This window comes from Rhizobium sp. BK289, assembly GCF_014193575.1.
GTDB classification, from domain to species: Bacteria; Pseudomonadota; Alphaproteobacteria; order Rhizobiales; family Rhizobiaceae; genus Rhizobium; species Rhizobium tropici_C.
Map to the genome: position 1 here is coordinate 312,938 of NZ_JACHZO010000008.1, position 16,721 is coordinate 329,658.

Here is a 16,721-nt window from a genome sequence, read left to right on the forward strand (position 1 = left end):
CGCCTTCTGTCATCACATGCGATAGCGATCAGATGTCGCTTGCCGCGTTTGCCCAAATTTCCGCTGCCTGTGCGGCGGTGACGCGGCGCACATCCGTTTCATCGCGGCGGTTGGCGAAGAGTTCGCTTGCCATGATCTGCTCGGCAAGATCGGCCGGCAGCGACAGGAGAACGCGCTGGCCATCCTTGTGGATGCCGCCGACATCGGAACGCTTGCCGGTGATCATGCCGCCCGCAACCGTGTTGTTGCTTTCCGGATCGATCAGGATGAAGGAGCCGGTCGAGCGGTTTTGCTCATAGGGATCGAAGATGGCACTCTCGTCGAAGGTCAGGCGAACCTTGCCGATAGCATTCATCCACAGCGCCTGCGCCGGAGCCCAGGCGCCGGTCTTCAGCTCAAGCTGCGCGATCGGCTGTACCTGAACACGCTGGCGGCGGCTGCCGCTCTTCAACCAGTAGCGCTTGCCGGGTTCGATGCCTTCCGGCTGCAGCGCGACGATCTGGGCATCGAAGGAAAGGCCCGTCTGCGGCTGGCTGTCGATGGCGACGATCATGTCGCCGCGCGACACGTCCACCTGGCGGTCGAGGACGAGCGTGATGGCGTCGCCTGCGACCGCGGCATTGCGCACGAGATCGAAGGTGACGATCTTCGAGACATTGGCCACCATGCCCGACGGCAGGATCATGACGCTGTCCCCCGGCTTCACCGAGCCGCCGGCAACCGTACCCTGATAGCCGCGGAAGCTTTCGCCGGGGCGGGAGACGCGTTGCACCGAAAGACGGAAGCCGACCGTCTGCGCGGAGCGAACGGTCGCCAGTTCCAGCGTTTCGACCAGCGTCGGGCCGGTATACCACGGCATGGCAGCCTGGCCGGAATAGACGACGTTTTCACCCTTCAGCGCCGACATCGGGATGGCCGTGATCTGCTTGACGCCGAGCGAAAGGGCGAATTCGCGGAAGTCGTTGGAGATCTTCTCGAAGCCGGCACGGTCGTAGTTCGTCAGGTCGATCTTGTTGACTGCGAGCACGAACTGCTTGATGCCGAGCAGCGACGCGATTGTGGCGTGGCGGCGGGTCTGCTCGAGGATGCCCATGCGCGCATCGACCAGCAACACGGCGAGATCGGCGGTAGAGGCACCGGTTGCCATGTTGCGGGTGTACTGCTCGTGACCGGGCGTGTCGGCGACGATGAACGAGCGCTTGTCCGTCGAGAAATAGCGATAGGCGACATCGATGGTGATGCCCTGTTCGCGCTCGGCCTGCAGACCGTCGAGCAGCAGTGCGAAGTCGGGCAGGCCGAGGTCATTCTGCTTGCCGGTGGAATCGCGCTGCAGCGTGGCGGCTTGGTCTTCCTTGACCGCTTTGGTATCCCAGAGGAGACGGCCGATCAGCGTGGACTTGCCGTCATCGACACTGCCGCAGGTGATCAGGCGAAGCGGGCGCGAATCGCGGAGAGCCTTGGCCGGTTCGGCGGCAGACCCAACAGCGGGCCCCACAACAGGCATCGTGACGACGTTGGCGTTTGCGGTCATCTCAGAAATATCCTTCACGCTTCTTCTTTTCCATGGAGCCGGACTGGTCGCGGTCGATAGCGCGTCCCTGACGTTCGGAAACCGTGGCGATTTCCAGCTCTGCAATGATGTCTTCAAGGGTCGTGGCGGTGGAGCGGATGGCCCCGGTCAACGGGAAGCAGCCGAGGGTGCGGAAGCGGATCACTTCCTCGCGCTTGGTTTCGCCCGGCAGCAATTCCAGCCGCGGGTCCGCGGCCATGATCATCATGCCATCGCGCTCGACAACCGGGCGCTTGGCCGCGAAATAGAGCGGCACGATCGGGATTTCCTCGGCCTGGATGTAGCGCCAGATATCCACTTCGGTCCAGTTGGAAAGCGGAAAGACGCGAACGCTTTCGCCCTTGCGGATCTGGCCGTTATAGATGTTCCAGAGTTCCGGGCGCTGGTTGCGCGGATCCCAGCGATGGTCCGGCGTGCGGAAGGAATAGATGCGCTCCTTGGCACGCGAGGCTTCCTCGTCGCGTCGAGCGCCGCCGAAAGCGGCGTCGAACTGGCCGGCATCGAGCGCATGGCGCAGCGCTTCGGTCTTCATGATGTCGGTATAGCGGGCCGAGCCATAGGTGAAGGGCGTGATATTCTCCGCCTTGCCGCGTGGATTGATGTGCTCGATCAGGTCGAGATCATACTTCTTCACGATCTCGTCGCGGAAGGTGATCATCTCGGCAAATTTCCAGCCGGTGTTCACATGCAGGAGCGGGAAGGGGACGCGGCCGGGATAGAAGGCCTTGCGCGCCAGATGCAGCAGTACCGACGAATCCTTGCCGATCGAATAGAGCATGACAGGACGCTCGAATTCGGCGGCAACTTCGCGGAAGATATGAATCGCCTCGTTTTCGAGTGCCTTCAGATGCGGATCGAGGGGCGGCTTGACGCTTTGCGGATTGGAGATTTCCGTATCCGGACGGCTATCGGGCATTGATGACTCCAGAACTTTCAAATGTGCCGGCCGGAATATGGACCGGAAAGAATGGATGCTTTGGCTCCCTAGATATCGGCGGCGTAGGAAACGCGCCTTGGATCGAAAGCCGGGAGCCGGCGGGTATTTTACTGTGCGGCGGCTGTGATCTCTTCATGAACGTGCAGACCGCATTCGCGCTTTTCGTCGTTTTCCCACCACCAGCGGCCGGCCCGCTCGGGCTCGCCCGGCTTGATCGCCCGCGTGCAGGGCTCACAGCCGATCGAGGGATAGCCGCGGGCATGCAGCGGGTTCACCGGAACGCTGTTATCGGCGACATAGGCGCGGATGGCATCGATGTCCCAGTCTGCGAGCGGGTTGATCTTGATCAGGTTGCGCTCGGGGTCGAATTCGGCGAAGGGCGTATCGGCGCGGTTGGCGGACTGGCCGCGGCGCAGGCCGGTGATCCAGATGGTGGCGCCCGAGAGTGCCCGCGCAAGCGGCTTCAGCTTGCGCACGCCGCAACAGGCGTGCCTGGCTTCGACGCTCTCATAGAAACCGTTCAGACCGTATTTTTCCGCATAGGCATCGATATCGGCCTGTTCCGGCTCGTAACGGACGATGTTGATATCGTATTGGCTTTCGGTCTCGCCGATCAGGGCGAGCGTTTCCGGGAAGAGACGACCTGTCTGCAGGGTCGCCACTTCGATCGGCAGACGGTGATTGCCGATCTCCGCCGTGATCACCTGATCCTCGATCCCGAGCGACGTCGTGAACACGGTGCGACCTCCGAGGCCGGCCACGAGAGACAGACGGCCAGCAAGATCGAGCGATGCGAGTTGGCTGTTGAGCGTCGCGGCGTCTTCAATGGATGTAATGGCAGTCATGGGGGATCCTGTCCTGATATTGGCAGGAGTATCGCAGCTCGTGACGTTTGCGGACAGAAAAATAGATTTCGAAAGGGAGCGGCTGGAGAGTAAATATCTCCATGAAGCAGCACCGATAAGGAAAAGCGACCGCCCCGGCTGTTAACCAAGGCGATTTGCCGCGGGAAGCGGCCCTTCGGAAGCACTTGATATGGCGAGCCATGTTTAAGTGCTTGCTTTAATGTCTATAGAAATAGTAGAGTTACACATAGCTTGTCAAATGGAAATCGGAAGTGATGCCCAAAATGATGCGCTGCGGTGGATTTTGCGCTAAACTATTGGCATAGCGACAAAGAATGACAACAAGTCTGGGTTGCTAACGTTTCCTGGCCGTGCGCCAAGGGTGTGAGTGCTTCGAAATTGCCCCGGGGACGAGGGCTGAGGAGTTCTGTAGCGGACCGGGCGAATCGCTCGACCGGACGTATCGCATGTGTGTGTGAAGCGGTTCGAAATGATTACTCAGAAAGCAAAATATGCGCTGCGGGCGCTGTCTGCCTTGGCCCAATCCGAGGCGGGCGAGCCGATGATGATTTCCGACATCGCCGCCCAGCAGAAGATTCCGAAGAAGTTCCTCGAACAGATCCTTCTCGACCTGAAGCATCAGGGTATCGTCATAAGCCGTCGTGGCAAGCAGGGCGGTTATCTCCTGCGCAAGCCGGCAGACGAAATCACCTTCGGCGAAATCCTGCGGGTCATCGATGGGCCTCTGGCGCCGCTGCCCTGTCTGTCATTGACAGCCTATCGCCGCTGCGACGATTGCGACGGTGAGCAAAACTGCGAAATCCGCCATGTCTTCGCCCGGGTGGCGGATGCGACCCGCAAGGTGTTGTTCTCGACGACGATCGCCGATGCCATTGCTCAGCCCGATGGGGCTGAGGTCACGAGGTTGATGGCCTAATCAAGAATCGGAATGGCAGGCCCTGGGCCTCAACCGGCGGCATGCTCCTCGCTGCCTTCCTTCTCCATGGCCCGCCGGGCGCGGATGGCCGCTGCGATGAAGACGCGCGACAGGCCGTGATAAAGCGGCTCGCGCGAGAGCAGCCGGGACGTCACATAGCCGATCATCGATACCGCCATGATCGGGATGACGGCCTGATGATCGCCCGTCATTTCCAGGATGATGACGAAGGCCGTCATCGGCGCCTGCACCACGCCGGCGAAATAACCGGCCATGCCGAGGATCGCAGCGAGTGCGATGCTGCCGCCGACCAGCGTGCCGACTGTGCTGCCGAAACCAGCGCCGACAGCAAGCGATGGGGCAAAGATGCCGCCGGGAATGCCTGAAATCATAGAAAGGAAGCTTGCCAGTAGCTTCTCGACGAAGAAGAGCAGGGGCAGGGCATGTCCTTCCACCGCTCCGCGGGCTTGCTCGTAACCGGTGCCGAAGGTTTGGCCGCCGGAGAGCACCCCGACGGCGGCAACGACAAGACCGCAGAGACCGGCCAGGATCAGCATGCGTTTCAACGGCTGCGGTTGTGCCCAGCGGCGGATACGGATGCCGGCATAGAGCGCCAACCCGCTGAAAGTGGCGCCAAGCGCGCCGCCGCCGACACCGCAGATCAGCATGACGATCCAGTCCCGAAGCATCGTCGGCGCGGCGTCGGCCGTGCCGAAATAATTGTAGCTGCCGGAAAGGCCGAGTGCGGCAAGGCCGGAGAGGATGACGGCCGTCAATACCAGGCCATTGGCGCGGGACTCGTAGGTGCGGCTCATCTCCTCGATGGCAAAGACGATACCCGCAAGCGGCGTGTTGAAGGCGGCCGCGATGCCCGCAGCAGAGCCGGCGAGGATCAGCCCCTTGGCCTGCGCCATGCCGCCGAAGCGGGCAACGGCCAGCATGAAGGAGGCGCCGACCTGCACCGTCGGCCCCTCGCGGCCGATCGAGGCGCCACTCAAAAGGCCCAATATGGTCAGCACGATCTTGCCGAAGGCGAGCCGCAGCGACAACAGCTTGGTGCGATCCTCTTCATGATGCAGATGTCGCGCGGCAATCGCCTGCGGGATGCCGCTCCCCTGCGAATTGGGAAACAGCGTCGCTGCGAGATAGGCAGATAGCACGAAGCCGAGTGGCGTCAGCAGGAGCGGCAGCAGCCACATCCATTCGCCGGATTGCGTCACGCCGGTAAAAGCCCGCTGCGCCAGATCGGCAAGCTTGGCGAAGCCGACGCTGATGACGCCGATCGCCAGGGCACCTGTCCAGAACACCAAACGCGGTCGCCAGAGATTGAAAGACCCCCAGAAAACACGGGAACGGCGGAGCAGCTTGGACTTGCGGTAGATAGGGGGCATGGGACGTGTGACCGTTATGCTGGCCGGCATGCCCTTTGGAGGCATTTTCCGGGCCGCTCACCTCGTGGGGAGAATTGCGATATCGATCTTTCTTACAGAATTTCCTTTTGCGGCCAAGGCTTAATCCACGTGTTGACCGTTTCGAGCCATCGAATAGAATGTATCGCAATTGCAATGCAAAGGAGCCGATGAATGAAATCCGCTTCCATACCCCCCTTGAGGGTTGATCCCGCCTTGCGCGCCGCTGCTGAAAGCGTGCTGCGAGAGGGTGAGTCATTGTCAGCATTTGTGGAAAGTTCGCTGCGTGCGCAGATTGAACACCGCCGAACGAGGGCCGAATTCATCGCTCGCGGCCTTGCTGCGCGGGAGGATGCGAGGAAAACAGGCGTGTATCATAGCGCTGACGACGTGCTGGGAATGCTGAAGCGCAAACTTGAAGCTGCAAAAGCGTCCGGACGAAAATGACCTTTGTAGTGCGTTACACCCAAGGCGCGCTCGATGATCTCGAACGACTCTATGACTATCTCTTGGTAAGAGACATCGAGCTTGCGGAAAAAGCCTATCAGGCGATCGCCAAGGCAACGGAGTTTCTGGAGAATTTTCCGTTCAGTTGCCGCAAAGCGTCGGCGGACGACGCATTTCTCCGCGAACTCGTCATTCCTTTCGGCTCGTCAGGTTATGTCGCTCTATTCGAAATCGAGGATAGCGAGACGGTGACGATACTAGCGATCAGGCATCAGCGAGAGGAGGATTACCACTGATGCGCGCCCATCCTACCGATCGCTCGTCTCCCATCGCGGATTGATCCAGGGCTCTTGGTTCGAGCGTGCCAGCCTCGGCTTGCCAAGGATGTGGTCGGCCGCCTTTTCGCCTGTCATGATCGAAGGACCGTTCAGGTTGCCGTAGGTGACATGCGGGAAGATCGAGCTGTCGGCGACACGCAGGCCGTCGACGCCGATGACGCGCGTGTCGGGATCGACCACCGCCATCGGATCGTCTTTCGAACCCATCTTGCAGGTGCCGCAGGGATGATAGGCGCTTTCCAGATGTTCGCGCAGGAAGGCGTCGATCTCATCATCGGTCTGAACGTTCGGTCCGGGCTGGATTTCCGGTCCCCGATATTCGTCGAAAGCTTTCTGCCCGAAGATTTCGCGGGTAAGGCGCACGCAGTGGCGGAATTTCTCCCAGTCTTCCGGATGGCTCATGTAGTTGAAGCGGATAACGGGATCCGCCTTCGGATCGGGGGAGCGCAGCGTGACGTTGCCGCGCGATTTCGAGAGGTTGTAGCCGACATGCACCTGGAAGCCATGGCTCTTGGCGGCCGCCTTGCCGTCATAGCTGATGGCGACGGGAAGGAAGTGGTACTGGATATCGGGCTGTTTGACGCCGGGTGCGGAGCGCAGGAAGGCGCAGGCTTCGAACTGGTTGGAGGTGCCGAGGCCCTTCTTGAAGAACAGCCATTGCGCGCCGACGATCCCCTGCATGTACCAGGGCAGCCAGGAATAGAGCGATACCGGCTTCAGGCTCGTCTGCTGGAAATAGAACTCCATATGGTCCTGCAGGTTGGCGCCGACGCCCGGCCGGTCGGCCTTCACCTCGATCCCCATGTCGCGCAGATGTTGCCCAGGCCCGATGCCGGACAGCATCAGCAGCTTCGGAGAATTGAACGAGGAGGCGGAGATGATGACCTCGCGGTTTGCCTTAATGATCTCGATCTTGCCGTCCCGCTCGACTTCGACGCCGGTCGCGCGGCCGTTTTCGATAATGACCTTGCGGGCGAAGCAGCGGATGAGGTTTACGTTCGGCCGCTTCAGCGCAGGCTTGAGATAGGCTGTCGCCGCAGACCAGCGTCGGCCCATCCATGTCGTCTGCTCCATCAGGCCGAAGCCTTCCTGCTTGCTGCCGTTATAATCCTCCGTCGCCTCGAAGCCCGCCTGCTTGCCGGCCTCGATGAAGGCGTGGAACAGCGGGTTGCGGGCATCGCCCCGGCGCACATGCAACGGACCATCCTTGCCACGCCAGCCCTCTTCACCGCCATGCGAATGCTCCATCCGCTTGAAGTAGGGCAGTACGTCGGCATAGGCCCAGCCCTGCGCACCGAGCGCCTCCCAGCGGTTGAAGTCTTCCGCATGGCCGCGCACATAGACCATGCCGTTGATCGAGGAGGAACCGCCGATCACCTTGCCGCGCGGCGCGGTGATGCGTCGGTTGTTGAGCTGCGGTTCAGGCTCGGAAAGATAGCCCCAATTGTAACGGTCCATGCTCATCGGCCAGGCAAGGGCCGCCGGCATCTGGATGAATGGGCCGAAATCGCTGCCGCCAAATTCCAGAACGATGACCGAATGCTTGCCGTCCTCCGACAGGCGGTAAGCCATGGCGGAGCCGGCCGAACCCGAGCCAACGACGACGAAATCTGCTTGCATGACGATGTGCTCCAGGTGGAAAGGGGCGTAAATCGAAGGGTCTACACCCTCCCTTGAGGGGGAGGGTCGACCGCAGGCCGGGGTGGGGCGATTGCTGCTATACGCGTTGCGGCTGGTCACCCCCACCCGCCGCTTTGCGGCGACCTCCCCCTCAAAGGGGAGGTGGATCAATAAGGCGCCTGTACCGGCCCCATGCCGACATAGACGGTCTTCAGTTCTGAATAATGCTCCAGCGCCGCCAGCGAGTTCTCGCGGCCGAAGCCGGATTGCTTGGAGCCGCCGAAGGGGATTTCGACCGGGCAGAGATTGTAGGTGTTGATCCAGAGCGTGCCGGCTTCGAGCTGATCGACGACGCGGTGGGCGCGGGTAAGGTCGGCGGTGAAGACGCCGCCGGAAAGGCCGAATTCGGTGGCATTGGCGCGGGTAATCACCTCGGCCTCGTCATCGAAATCGAGAACGCACATGACCGGCCCGAAAATCTCCTCGCGGGCGATCGTCATCTCGTCGGTGACGTCGGCAAACACGGTAGGCTGGATATAGTAGCCTTCGCCGGAGACATTGTTCGGGATGCCGCCGCCAGTTACGAGCGTTGCGCCCTCAGCCTTGCCCTTTTCGATGTAGGACAGTACCTTCTCACGCTGCGCCCAGGAGACCATCGGGCCGATCTGCGTTGCCTCGTCCATCGGGTCGCCGATGAGCATGGCGTCTGTGCGGGCCTTCAGGCGCTTCAGGAATTCGGGCTTGATCTTGCTGTTGACGAAGACGCGCGTGCCGTTCGAGCAGACCTGGCCGGTCGAATAGAAATTGCCGAGCATGGCCCCGCCGACCGCGCTATCGATATCGGCGTCGTCGAAGACGATCAGCGGCGACTTGCCACCGAGTTCCATGGTGACATGCTTGAGGGTGCCGGCCGCCGAAGCCGCCACCTTGCGGCCGGTCGGCACCGAGCCGGTCAGCGATACCTTCGCCACATCCGGATGGTTGATCAGCAGCGGCCCGGTTTCGCGGTCGCCCTGGATGATGTTGTAGAGACCCTTCGGCAGGCCTGCCTCAATAAGGATTTCGGCGATCTTCAGCGCGCCGAGCGGCGTGTTTTCCGAAGGCTTAAACACCATGGCGTTGCCGGCGACGAGGGCCGGTGCACCCTTCCAGCAGGCGATCTGCTGCGGATAGTTCCATGCGCCGATGCCGACGCAGACGCCGAGCGGCACGCGCTTGGTATAGGCGAAATCACCGCCGAGCGGGATGTAGGAGCCGTTGAGACCGGCCGCCGCGATGCCGCCGAAGAATTCGAAGCTGTCGGCCCCGGAGGTCGGGTCGGCCACGATGGTTTCCTGGATCGGCTTGCCTGTATCCAGCGTTTCCAGTTCCGAAAGCTCGCGGTTACGTTCGCGCATGATCTCGGCCGCTCGCTTCAGGATGCGGCCGCGCGCCGTTGGGCTCATGGCCGCCCATTCCGGCTGCGCACGCTTGGCACTGGCGATCGCCTTTTCGACGATGGCAGGCGTTGCCGCGTGCAAACGGGCGATCACCTCGCCGGTCGCCGGATAGATGCTTTCGATAAGAGTGCCGTCGGTGTCCTCGACATATTCCCCGTCGATGAAATGCGAGGCTTTCGGTTGTGCGCGCATTATAGAACCCTCAATTCTTCGTAGGACACCATGACATGCTCTTGAAAAGCAGGCCGCTCGGTGAGGTTTTCGTAATAGCGCTGCAGCCGTGGATGGGCGGGGCGCTGGATGTCTATGTCGAAATAGCGATGGAGCGCATGGCCGAACTGTATGTCGGCCAGCGTCAGATTATCGCCGGCTAGGAAGCGATGCCGTCCGAACTGCGACTCGGCGATGTCAAGCTTCGCACCGAGGGCAGTTATAGCCGTAGCGATCACCTTCTCATCGCGCAGGGCAGGGGCAGTCCGCACCGCACGCCAGAATACCGGGCCGGTGAAATTCAAGGCGATGTTGATCTTGGCCCATTCGGCCCATTTGTCGATCTGGGCGCGATGGCGCGCATTCTTCGGCCAAAAGGCATCCTCGCCATATTGCGTGGCGAGATAGCGCAGGATGGCGCCGGTTTCCCAGAGCGGCTCGTCGTCGCCGTCGCGCAGCACCGGAACGGTGCCGTTCGGGTTCATCGCCAGGAATTCAGGAGTGTCGTTGACGCCATAGGTGAAGCCCGCATCGATGCGCTCATAGGCAAGACCGAGTTCGCCGATGCACCACATCAGCGCCTGCACATTCGATGACGATTTGCGGCCCCAAACGGTCAGCATGGCTTCAGCCTTTCAACGCGTTGAGATGGGTCGTCAGGTAATCTTCCGTCAGCGCGATCGAGGCCTCGGTGCTGATCGGCGCGGAGCGAAGGCCTTGGCGGATATAGAGCCCGTCGATCATGGCAGCCGCGCCCTCGGCGATCCGCCCAGCGTCGCCGGCCGGGCACAGAGCCTTGAGATTGGCGACCAGATTCGAATGCAGGCGGCGTGCGTAGATGACGAGAAAGCGCCGCGTCTCTTCCGAGCGCTGCGCCTCGGCATAGAAGGCGAGCCATGCAGCGATCGTTTCCGGCGCGAACTGGTCGGCCTGGAAGCTGACGCGGATGACGGCCGAGAGCTTTTCGCGCGGCGTTTTCGCGGCTTGCAGCGCCGTCACGACGCCGTCGCGCAGCCGCTGTAGATGCACGCGGACGGTCTCGATCAGCAGCTGTTCCTTGCTGCCGAAATAGTGATGCGCAAGGGCAGGAGAAACGCCGGCCTGCTTGGCGATTTCGGACATGGTGACGGTCAGCGAGCCGTGATCGCCGATCACGCGCATCGCGGCATCCACCAGCGCCTTGCGGCGCACGGGTTCCATTCCGACTTTCGGCATGCGTCAAACTCCAGTCTGGGAACTAGAGTGTATTTTTGATTGACTGATCAATCAATAAAAAAATTACACGAAAAGCGTTCCATGGCAAAAAATCCGCAACCTCTTTCCGCCAAGCATTTCTGTGCCATACTTCCTCTTAGGAGGAGGTGCAGTCATGGTCGATATTCTTGATGAAGTCCCGTCATCCGCAATGCGTAACAAATGGGGCTGGTTTGTCGGGCTCGGCATATTGCTTCTGATCTGTGGCGGCATCGCGCTCGGCAATCTGTTCCTGGCCACCGTCGCCTCGGTCTATTATGTCGGCATGCTGATGCTGATCGGCGGCATTGTGCATCTGGCCCATGCCTTTCAGGTGCGGGGCTGGGAGCACATCCTGTTCTGGGTTCTCAGCGGCCTGCTCTATACGATTGCCGGCGTGCTTGCTTTCGCCAATCCGCTGTTGGCCTCGGAAGCTTTGACGCTGTTCCTCGCCATCGCGCTGCTCATTGCCGGAACGTTTCGTGTCTGGGTCGGCCGCAAGCTGAAGCCGGAGCGCGGCTGGGTCTGGATCGTCATCAGCGGCCTTGCGACCGCCGCCGCCGGCATCGCCATCGCGGTCGGCTGGCCGGTCAACAGCCTCTGGATCCTCGGCCTTTTCCTGGCCCTCGATCTGATCTTCCAAGGCTGGACGCTGGTGGCCTTCGGTCTTGTGCTCAGGCGGTAGGCGATCTTCCAAAAGGGGTAACGAACTGCTACTTTTTGACAAGGAGCGTGAGCGGCGCTACTCTTTGTCCCTCCGCTAATAAGGCGGAGCGGCGTTGAGTTATTGTGACGGCGGTACCTTCATTTGGAAACACGCATGTCCGGGACATGCCCTGAAGGCACTGTCGAGGCCGCGGAACATGCTTTCAGCCAAGTTTCCGCATAACAACGTCAAGGGAGGAATATCATGCCAATGGTAACGGTTTCCATCTCCCCGCTTCAGGCTGCCGGCATCCGTGCAGCGGTCGATACCGGCACCTATGCCTCAAGCAGTGAAGTCGTGCGGGAAGCTTTGCGCATGTGGGATGCAGCCCGCAAACGCGATGACATTTGCGACGTGCCGCATGCGGCCAACGATGGCGGAGACACGGCAAAAGGCAGCCGTTGCGTCGCCGATATGTTTGCCGATTACGACGCGGAACGGCACACGCACAATTAGTTCACAAGCTGCTGGCGATAGCAGCGGCGCGTGCCGGCGCACCGTCTGCCTCCCGTCCTGACGAATGGTTAACATTGCTTTACCATTCATGAAACTTTCACATGCGGGAAAGGTTTCGTTGACGCTTATGGCGCATCTTGGGGCGAAAACGCGGTAAATCCAAAGTTTTACTTAAATAAATTAGAACAGAATCCGCAAGTGGAGATGGGCATGTCACTGACTGCCGCGGTCGAGCCGGGCGTATTGCGCCGATATGCCAGCGACCAGATTGTCACTCTCGCCAAGCTCGTTATCGAGAATGCATTTCAGCCGATCGTCGAGGCGGGCACCGGCGCCGTTTTCGGTTACGAGTCCCTCATGCGCGGACAGGAACGCATCGGTTTTGCGAGCCCGGTCGATATCCTCGACGAGGCCGAGCGCACTGGCCAGCTTCTCGGTTTGGAGCAGATGGTCACCAGCCGGGCGCTGGCGAAGTTCGCCACTTTGCCCAATATCGCTGCCGCTACCCTTTTTCTCAATCTGGATGTCCGGTTGATCCCGCAAGGTGCAGCATTGATGGATGGCCTGCTGCAGCACATGCGGAAGGCCGGGATCGCGCCTTCGTCCGTCTGCTTCGAATTCTCCGAGCGCTTCGACAACACCATCGTACCCGGGTTTCGCGATCTGGTCGCCCGGATGCGAAATGCCGGCTTCAAGCTGGCGATCGACGATTTCGGTGTCGGCCACGGCGAAATGAAGCTCCTATCCGATTACCCGATCGACTATCTGAAGATCGACCGGCACTTCATTGTCGGAATCGACCGCAGCGCCCGCAAGCGCCATATTCTCCGGCATCTCGTCAATATCGCCCATGTGCTCGGCACGCGCGTTATCGCCGAGGGTATCGAGACCGAGGCGGAATTCCTGACCTGCCGCGAATTCGGTGTCGATCTCGTCCAGGGCTGGTTCATTGCCCGCCCGACAGTGCTCGTCAACGAGCTCAAGCCAAGCTTTCCGCATCTGCAGGAGCTCGGTAAGGTCGCCCGCAACAGTCAGTCGCTCGATGAAATCCTCATCCGCAAGCAGATCGAAGTGCTGCCGACCATCCGCGAGAGCGACAGCATCGACAGCGTCTTCGAGCTTTTTCGCCGCAATCCGCGCCGGGCCTATTTTCCGGTCGTGAATGCCAATGACGAGCCGCGCGGCATCATCCATGAATATCAGCTGAAGGAATATATCTATCAGCCCTTCGGCCGCGATCTCTTGAAGAACAAGGTCTATGAGCGTTCGATCTCGCATTTCGTCGAAATGGCGCCGATCGTCGGCCTCGATTCCGATGCCGATACGCTGATGGCGATCTTCGCCAACATGGAAAGCAGCGATTGCCTGATCGTCACCGAAGGCACGCATTATGCCGGTATCGTCTCGGCCGCCTCGCTCATCAAGGTCATCAACGAGAAGCAGCTGAAGATCGCTCAGGATCAGAACCCGCTGACCGGCCTGCCGGGTAACCGGGCGATCCACGATTTCATGCAGAGCGCCGGCCGCGATGGCGATGAGATCAGGCATTTCTGCTATTGCGACTTCGACAATTTCAAGCCGTTCAACGATGCCTACGGCTTCCATCTCGGCGACCATGCCATTTCCTTGTTCGCGGCACTGATGCGCCGCTATTTCTTTGCCGAGCGCCATTTCCTCGGTCATGTCGGCGGCGACGATTTCTTCATCGGCGTCACCGGCTGGAGCATGCAGGAGCTGCGCGAGGTTCTGGATCGGCTTCTTGTCGATTTTCATGCCGACGTCCTCGATCTTTACTCGGCCGAGGATCGGGCGGCCGGCCGCATTCGCGGGCATGACCGCAGCGGCGCCAAGGCGGAATTCCCGCTGATGCGTTGCTCCATCGGTATCCTGCAATTGCCCGAGGGACTGGTGATCGACAATATCAACCGCGTCAGCACCTCCATTGCCGGCATCAAGACGAAGGCAAAGGAAAGCGATATCGGCATCGCATTTCTCGGTCTGGCCGAGACGAATTGACGCCCTCCCATGACAGCTCCTTTTCAAGCGCTCTGCGCTAAACTATCTCCACTGCTTTGCTGGGAGAGGAGATAGCGCCATGCCCTTGCCATCTGAAATGCGTTTCGTGGATTTGCCATCCTTTGGCGGACCGGAGGTCATGACCATCGGCCGCCGGCCTTTGCCGGTCCTGAAACCGGGCGAGATCCTCGTCCGTGTCGAGGCTGCCGGTGTAAACCGCCCGGATGTGGCGCAACGGCAGGGCATTTATCCGCCGCCGAAGGATGCAAGCCCCATCCTGGGTCTCGAAATATCAGGCGAAGTGGTCGACGTCGCGCCGGGCGTGACGGAGTTTGCCATCGGCAACAAGGTCTGCGGCGTCGCCAATGGCGGCGGCTATGCCGAATATTGCGTCCTGCCCGCCGGCCAGGCGCTTCGTTTCCCGAATGGCTATGACGCCGTGCGTGCAGCGGCTTTGCCTGAGACGTTCTTCACGGTCTGGGCCAATCTCTTCCAGATGGCCGGCCTGACGGAAGGTGAAAGCGTGCTGATCCATGGTGGCTCCAGCGGCATCGGCACGACGGCAATCCAGCTTGCCCGCGCCTTCGGCGCGACGGTCTACACCACGGCCGGTTCTAAGGAAAAATGCGAGGCCTGCGAGAAGCTCGGCGCCAAGCTGGCGATCAATTATAGAGAAGAGGATTTCGCCGAGGTCATCAGGGCCGAGACGGAACATGGCGTCGATATCATCCTCGACATGATCGGCGCCGCCTATCTGGAAAAGAACCTCGCTTCGCTTGCCCGTGACGGCTGCCTTTCCATTATTGCCTTCCTTGGCGGTGCGGTGGCGGAGAAGGCCAACCTTGCGCCGATCATGGTCAAGCGGTTGACCGTGACCGGTTCGACCATGCGTCCGCGCACGGCCGAGGAAAAGCGTGCCATCCGCGACGACCTTCTCTCCCAGGTCTGGCCGCTGCTGGACGAAGGCACCGTCGCCCCGGTCATTTATCGGACCTTCTCTTTCGACGACGTGGTCGAGGCGCATCGCTTGATGGAAAGCAGCGACCACATCGGCAAGATCATGCTGAAGCTGGCTTGATCGTCAGCGACAGGGCGATGGCGACGAGGCCAGGTATGGCCATCAGCGTATAGAGCCATGTTGCGGCAGAGAGGCCGCCGGCAATGCCACCCGGATGGGTCAGGCCTGCGCCATTGACAATGACGCCCGCGAGCGCGGCACCGAATGCGCCGCCCAGCGACTGCGTCATCGAGATCGCCGCCGAGGCCTTGTCCTGTTCGGTCCTGCGAGCGATGCCGATGATTCTGGTCACGAGATGCGCCCATCCCAAGCCGACGCCGAAGCCCATCAGGAACATGGCGATCACGGCCGGCGTGAATTCCGTGAGTTCGGAGAAAGGCATTGTGGTCGCCAGGAATGGGATCAGCGATGCCGTGGCTGCGGTTTCCAGAAGGCAGCCGGCAATGATGGCGACCGCCGCTGGCCTCCCCGAGAAGGAGTTGCTGAAGAAGGCCGCAATGGTCCAGCCGAGCGCCACCAGCGCCACGAGATAGCCCGAGACCAGCGGCGTTACGCCATGGAGCGTCTGCAGGAAGTAGGGGATATAGATGTCGCTCGTCAGCACCAGCATCATCGTGAATATCGTCAGATAGAGCCGCGCGATGGGGTTGCTGAGCATGACTGCCCCATAGGGCAGGAGGCGCACCTCGCTCTTGCGCTCGATCAGCACCATCGTTGCAACAAGAGCGACCGAAACCGCAATCAGCGTGGCCTTGTAGGATCCATGTTCGATCGTGCCGGCAATGCTGACGAATAAAACTGCGGCAAGCAGAAGTATGATCTGGATCAGCGGCGTTCTGGTGTCGATCCGATCGTCCGCGACATCGGGCAGCAGCCAGCGCCCCGAGAGCGCCATGAGGACAGCCACCGGCACGAGGATGAGAAAGGCCTCCCGCCAGGCGCTCCCCGCGGCGAAGAGGCCGCCGAGCGTCGGTCCAAGTACCGTCGCTACGCCCCAGATGGCGGCGTAGAGCGTCGAGGCCCTGCGCCACAGGGGTTCCGGATAGATGAAGCGGATGAAAGCATAGGCAAGTCCGGACAACATGCCGGAGCCGTAGCCCTGAACGGCGCGCCCGATCAGCAGCACGGGCATGGTGGGCGCGATAGCGCAAGCGAGGCTGCCGACGCCAAAGGCGAGTGCCGCTGCAACATAGACGGCGCGCAAGCCTATTCCCTTCGGCCTGGTCGCAACCGTGATGGAGCCAAGCACGCCTGCGGCGACGAAAAGCGTCGTCATCCATGAGAATAATTCGAGGCCGCCGATGTCGCGCACGATCGAGGGGGCGATCGTGGCGGTGATGTAGGATTCAACGGCATAAAGCGTGACGCCCCCGCCCAGCATCAGTGTCGCAGGCAGAAGTCTTGGCGAGAACAGCGTGAAGATGGAGGCTGATTTGAGGGGAACAGTGGTTTCGATGCTGGACATCGGGCGATCCTCGGTATTTCCCTAGCGGTTGATTATTTTCCAAGTTATAATTTGGAAATTACATCCTCGCCAGAT

General features: G+C 60.8%; 16 protein-coding genes. 7 read left to right on the forward strand and 9 right to left on the reverse strand.

Annotated elements, in window-relative coordinates:
* Positions 1-28 precede the first annotated feature (28 nt).
* The 3 genes from cysN to FHT84_RS18080 form a co-directional block, all read right to left on the reverse strand.
* Positions 29-1,531 (reverse strand): sulfate adenylyltransferase subunit CysN, encoded by a 1,503-nt coding sequence (cysN, locus tag FHT84_RS18070; protein WP_112340262.1) that lies wholly within the window; start codon positions 1,529-1,531, stop codon positions 29-31.
* A gap of 1 nt (position 1,532) precedes the next feature.
* Positions 1,533-2,486, reverse strand: a complete 954-nt coding sequence (cysD, locus tag FHT84_RS18075) for a sulfate adenylyltransferase subunit CysD (protein ID WP_112340263.1) — start codon at positions 2,484-2,486, stop codon at positions 1,533-1,535.
* Between the two features lie 128 nt (positions 2,487-2,614).
* A complete protein-coding gene (locus tag FHT84_RS18080; RefSeq protein WP_112340264.1) occupies positions 2,615-3,352 on the reverse strand; it encodes a phosphoadenylyl-sulfate reductase in 738 nt (245 codons plus the stop codon).
* Between the two features lie 490 nt (positions 3,353-3,842).
* On the opposite strand from FHT84_RS18080, the gene FHT84_RS18085 reads away from it, so the two are divergent.
* Positions 3,843-4,289: an Rrf2 family transcriptional regulator gene (locus FHT84_RS18085; protein WP_112340265.1), complete on the forward strand. Its 447-nt coding sequence runs from the start codon at positions 3,843-3,845 to the stop codon at positions 4,287-4,289.
* A 29-nt stretch (positions 4,290-4,318) separates the two neighbouring features.
* On the opposite strand, the gene FHT84_RS18090 is transcribed toward FHT84_RS18085, so the two are convergent.
* The gene (locus tag FHT84_RS18090; protein ID WP_113250075.1) at positions 4,319-5,680 is read right to left on the reverse strand and encodes a chloride channel protein; all 1,362 of its coding nucleotides are present in this window, start codon (positions 5,678-5,680) and stop codon (positions 4,319-4,321) included.
* A gap of 192 nt (positions 5,681-5,872) precedes the next feature.
* On the opposite strand from FHT84_RS18090, the gene FHT84_RS18095 reads away from it, so the two are divergent.
* Positions 5,873-6,145, forward strand: coding sequence for a YlcI/YnfO family protein (locus FHT84_RS18095; RefSeq protein ID WP_112340266.1), 273 nt, complete (start codon positions 5,873-5,875; stop codon positions 6,143-6,145).
* Complete coding sequence (locus FHT84_RS18100) at positions 6,142-6,441, forward strand: type II toxin-antitoxin system RelE/ParE family toxin (protein WP_113250055.1); 300 nt, start codon at positions 6,142-6,144, stop codon at positions 6,439-6,441. Before FHT84_RS18095 ends, FHT84_RS18100 begins: the two co-directional genes overlap by 4 nt.
* Before the next feature lie 12 nt (positions 6,442-6,453).
* On the opposite strand, the gene betA is transcribed toward FHT84_RS18100, so the two are convergent.
* The 4 genes from betA to betI all read right to left on the reverse strand — a co-directional run bounded on the left by betA (position 6,454) and on the right by betI (position 10,967).
* A complete protein-coding gene (gene betA / locus FHT84_RS18105) occupies positions 6,454-8,103 on the reverse strand; it encodes a choline dehydrogenase (RefSeq protein WP_113250054.1) in 1,650 nt (549 codons plus the stop codon).
* Positions 8,104-8,270: 167 nt separating this feature from the next.
* A complete protein-coding gene (gene betB, locus FHT84_RS18110) occupies positions 8,271-9,734 on the reverse strand; it encodes a betaine-aldehyde dehydrogenase (RefSeq protein WP_113251070.1) in 1,464 nt (487 codons plus the stop codon).
* Positions 9,734-10,375 (reverse strand): glutathione S-transferase family protein, encoded by a 642-nt coding sequence (locus FHT84_RS18115; protein WP_112340270.1) that lies wholly within the window; start codon positions 10,373-10,375, stop codon positions 9,734-9,736. Before FHT84_RS18115 ends, betB begins: the two co-directional genes overlap by 1 nt.
* Positions 10,376-10,379: 4 nt before the next feature.
* Positions 10,380-10,967 (reverse strand): transcriptional regulator BetI, encoded by a 588-nt coding sequence (gene betI / locus FHT84_RS18120; protein ID WP_112340271.1) that lies wholly within the window; start codon positions 10,965-10,967, stop codon positions 10,380-10,382.
* 154 nt (positions 10,968-11,121) lie between these two features.
* On the opposite strand from betI, the gene FHT84_RS18125 reads away from it, so the two are divergent.
* From FHT84_RS18125 to FHT84_RS18140, 4 genes are all read left to right on the forward strand, one after another.
* On the forward strand, positions 11,122-11,670 hold the full coding sequence (locus FHT84_RS18125) for an HdeD family acid-resistance protein (protein ID WP_112340272.1): 549 nt from the start codon (positions 11,122-11,124) through the stop codon (positions 11,668-11,670).
* 225 nt (positions 11,671-11,895) lie between these two features.
* Positions 11,896-12,147, forward strand: a complete 252-nt coding sequence (locus FHT84_RS18130) for a type II toxin-antitoxin system ParD family antitoxin (protein WP_112340273.1) — start codon at positions 11,896-11,898, stop codon at positions 12,145-12,147.
* A 210-nt stretch (positions 12,148-12,357) separates the two neighbouring features.
* Positions 12,358-14,163, forward strand: a complete 1,806-nt coding sequence (locus FHT84_RS18135) for an EAL domain-containing protein (RefSeq protein WP_112340274.1) — start codon at positions 12,358-12,360, stop codon at positions 14,161-14,163.
* A gap of 79 nt (positions 14,164-14,242) precedes the next feature.
* Positions 14,243-15,241 (forward strand): NAD(P)H-quinone oxidoreductase, encoded by a 999-nt coding sequence (locus tag FHT84_RS18140; protein WP_113251069.1) that lies wholly within the window; start codon positions 14,243-14,245, stop codon positions 15,239-15,241.
* Here FHT84_RS18140 and FHT84_RS18145 read toward each other — a convergent pair.
* Positions 15,222-16,646, reverse strand: a complete 1,425-nt coding sequence (locus FHT84_RS18145) for an MFS transporter (RefSeq protein WP_112340276.1) — start codon at positions 16,644-16,646, stop codon at positions 15,222-15,224. The two genes, FHT84_RS18140 and FHT84_RS18145, sit on opposite strands and share 20 nt — an antisense overlap.
* Positions 16,647-16,721 lie beyond the last annotated feature (75 nt).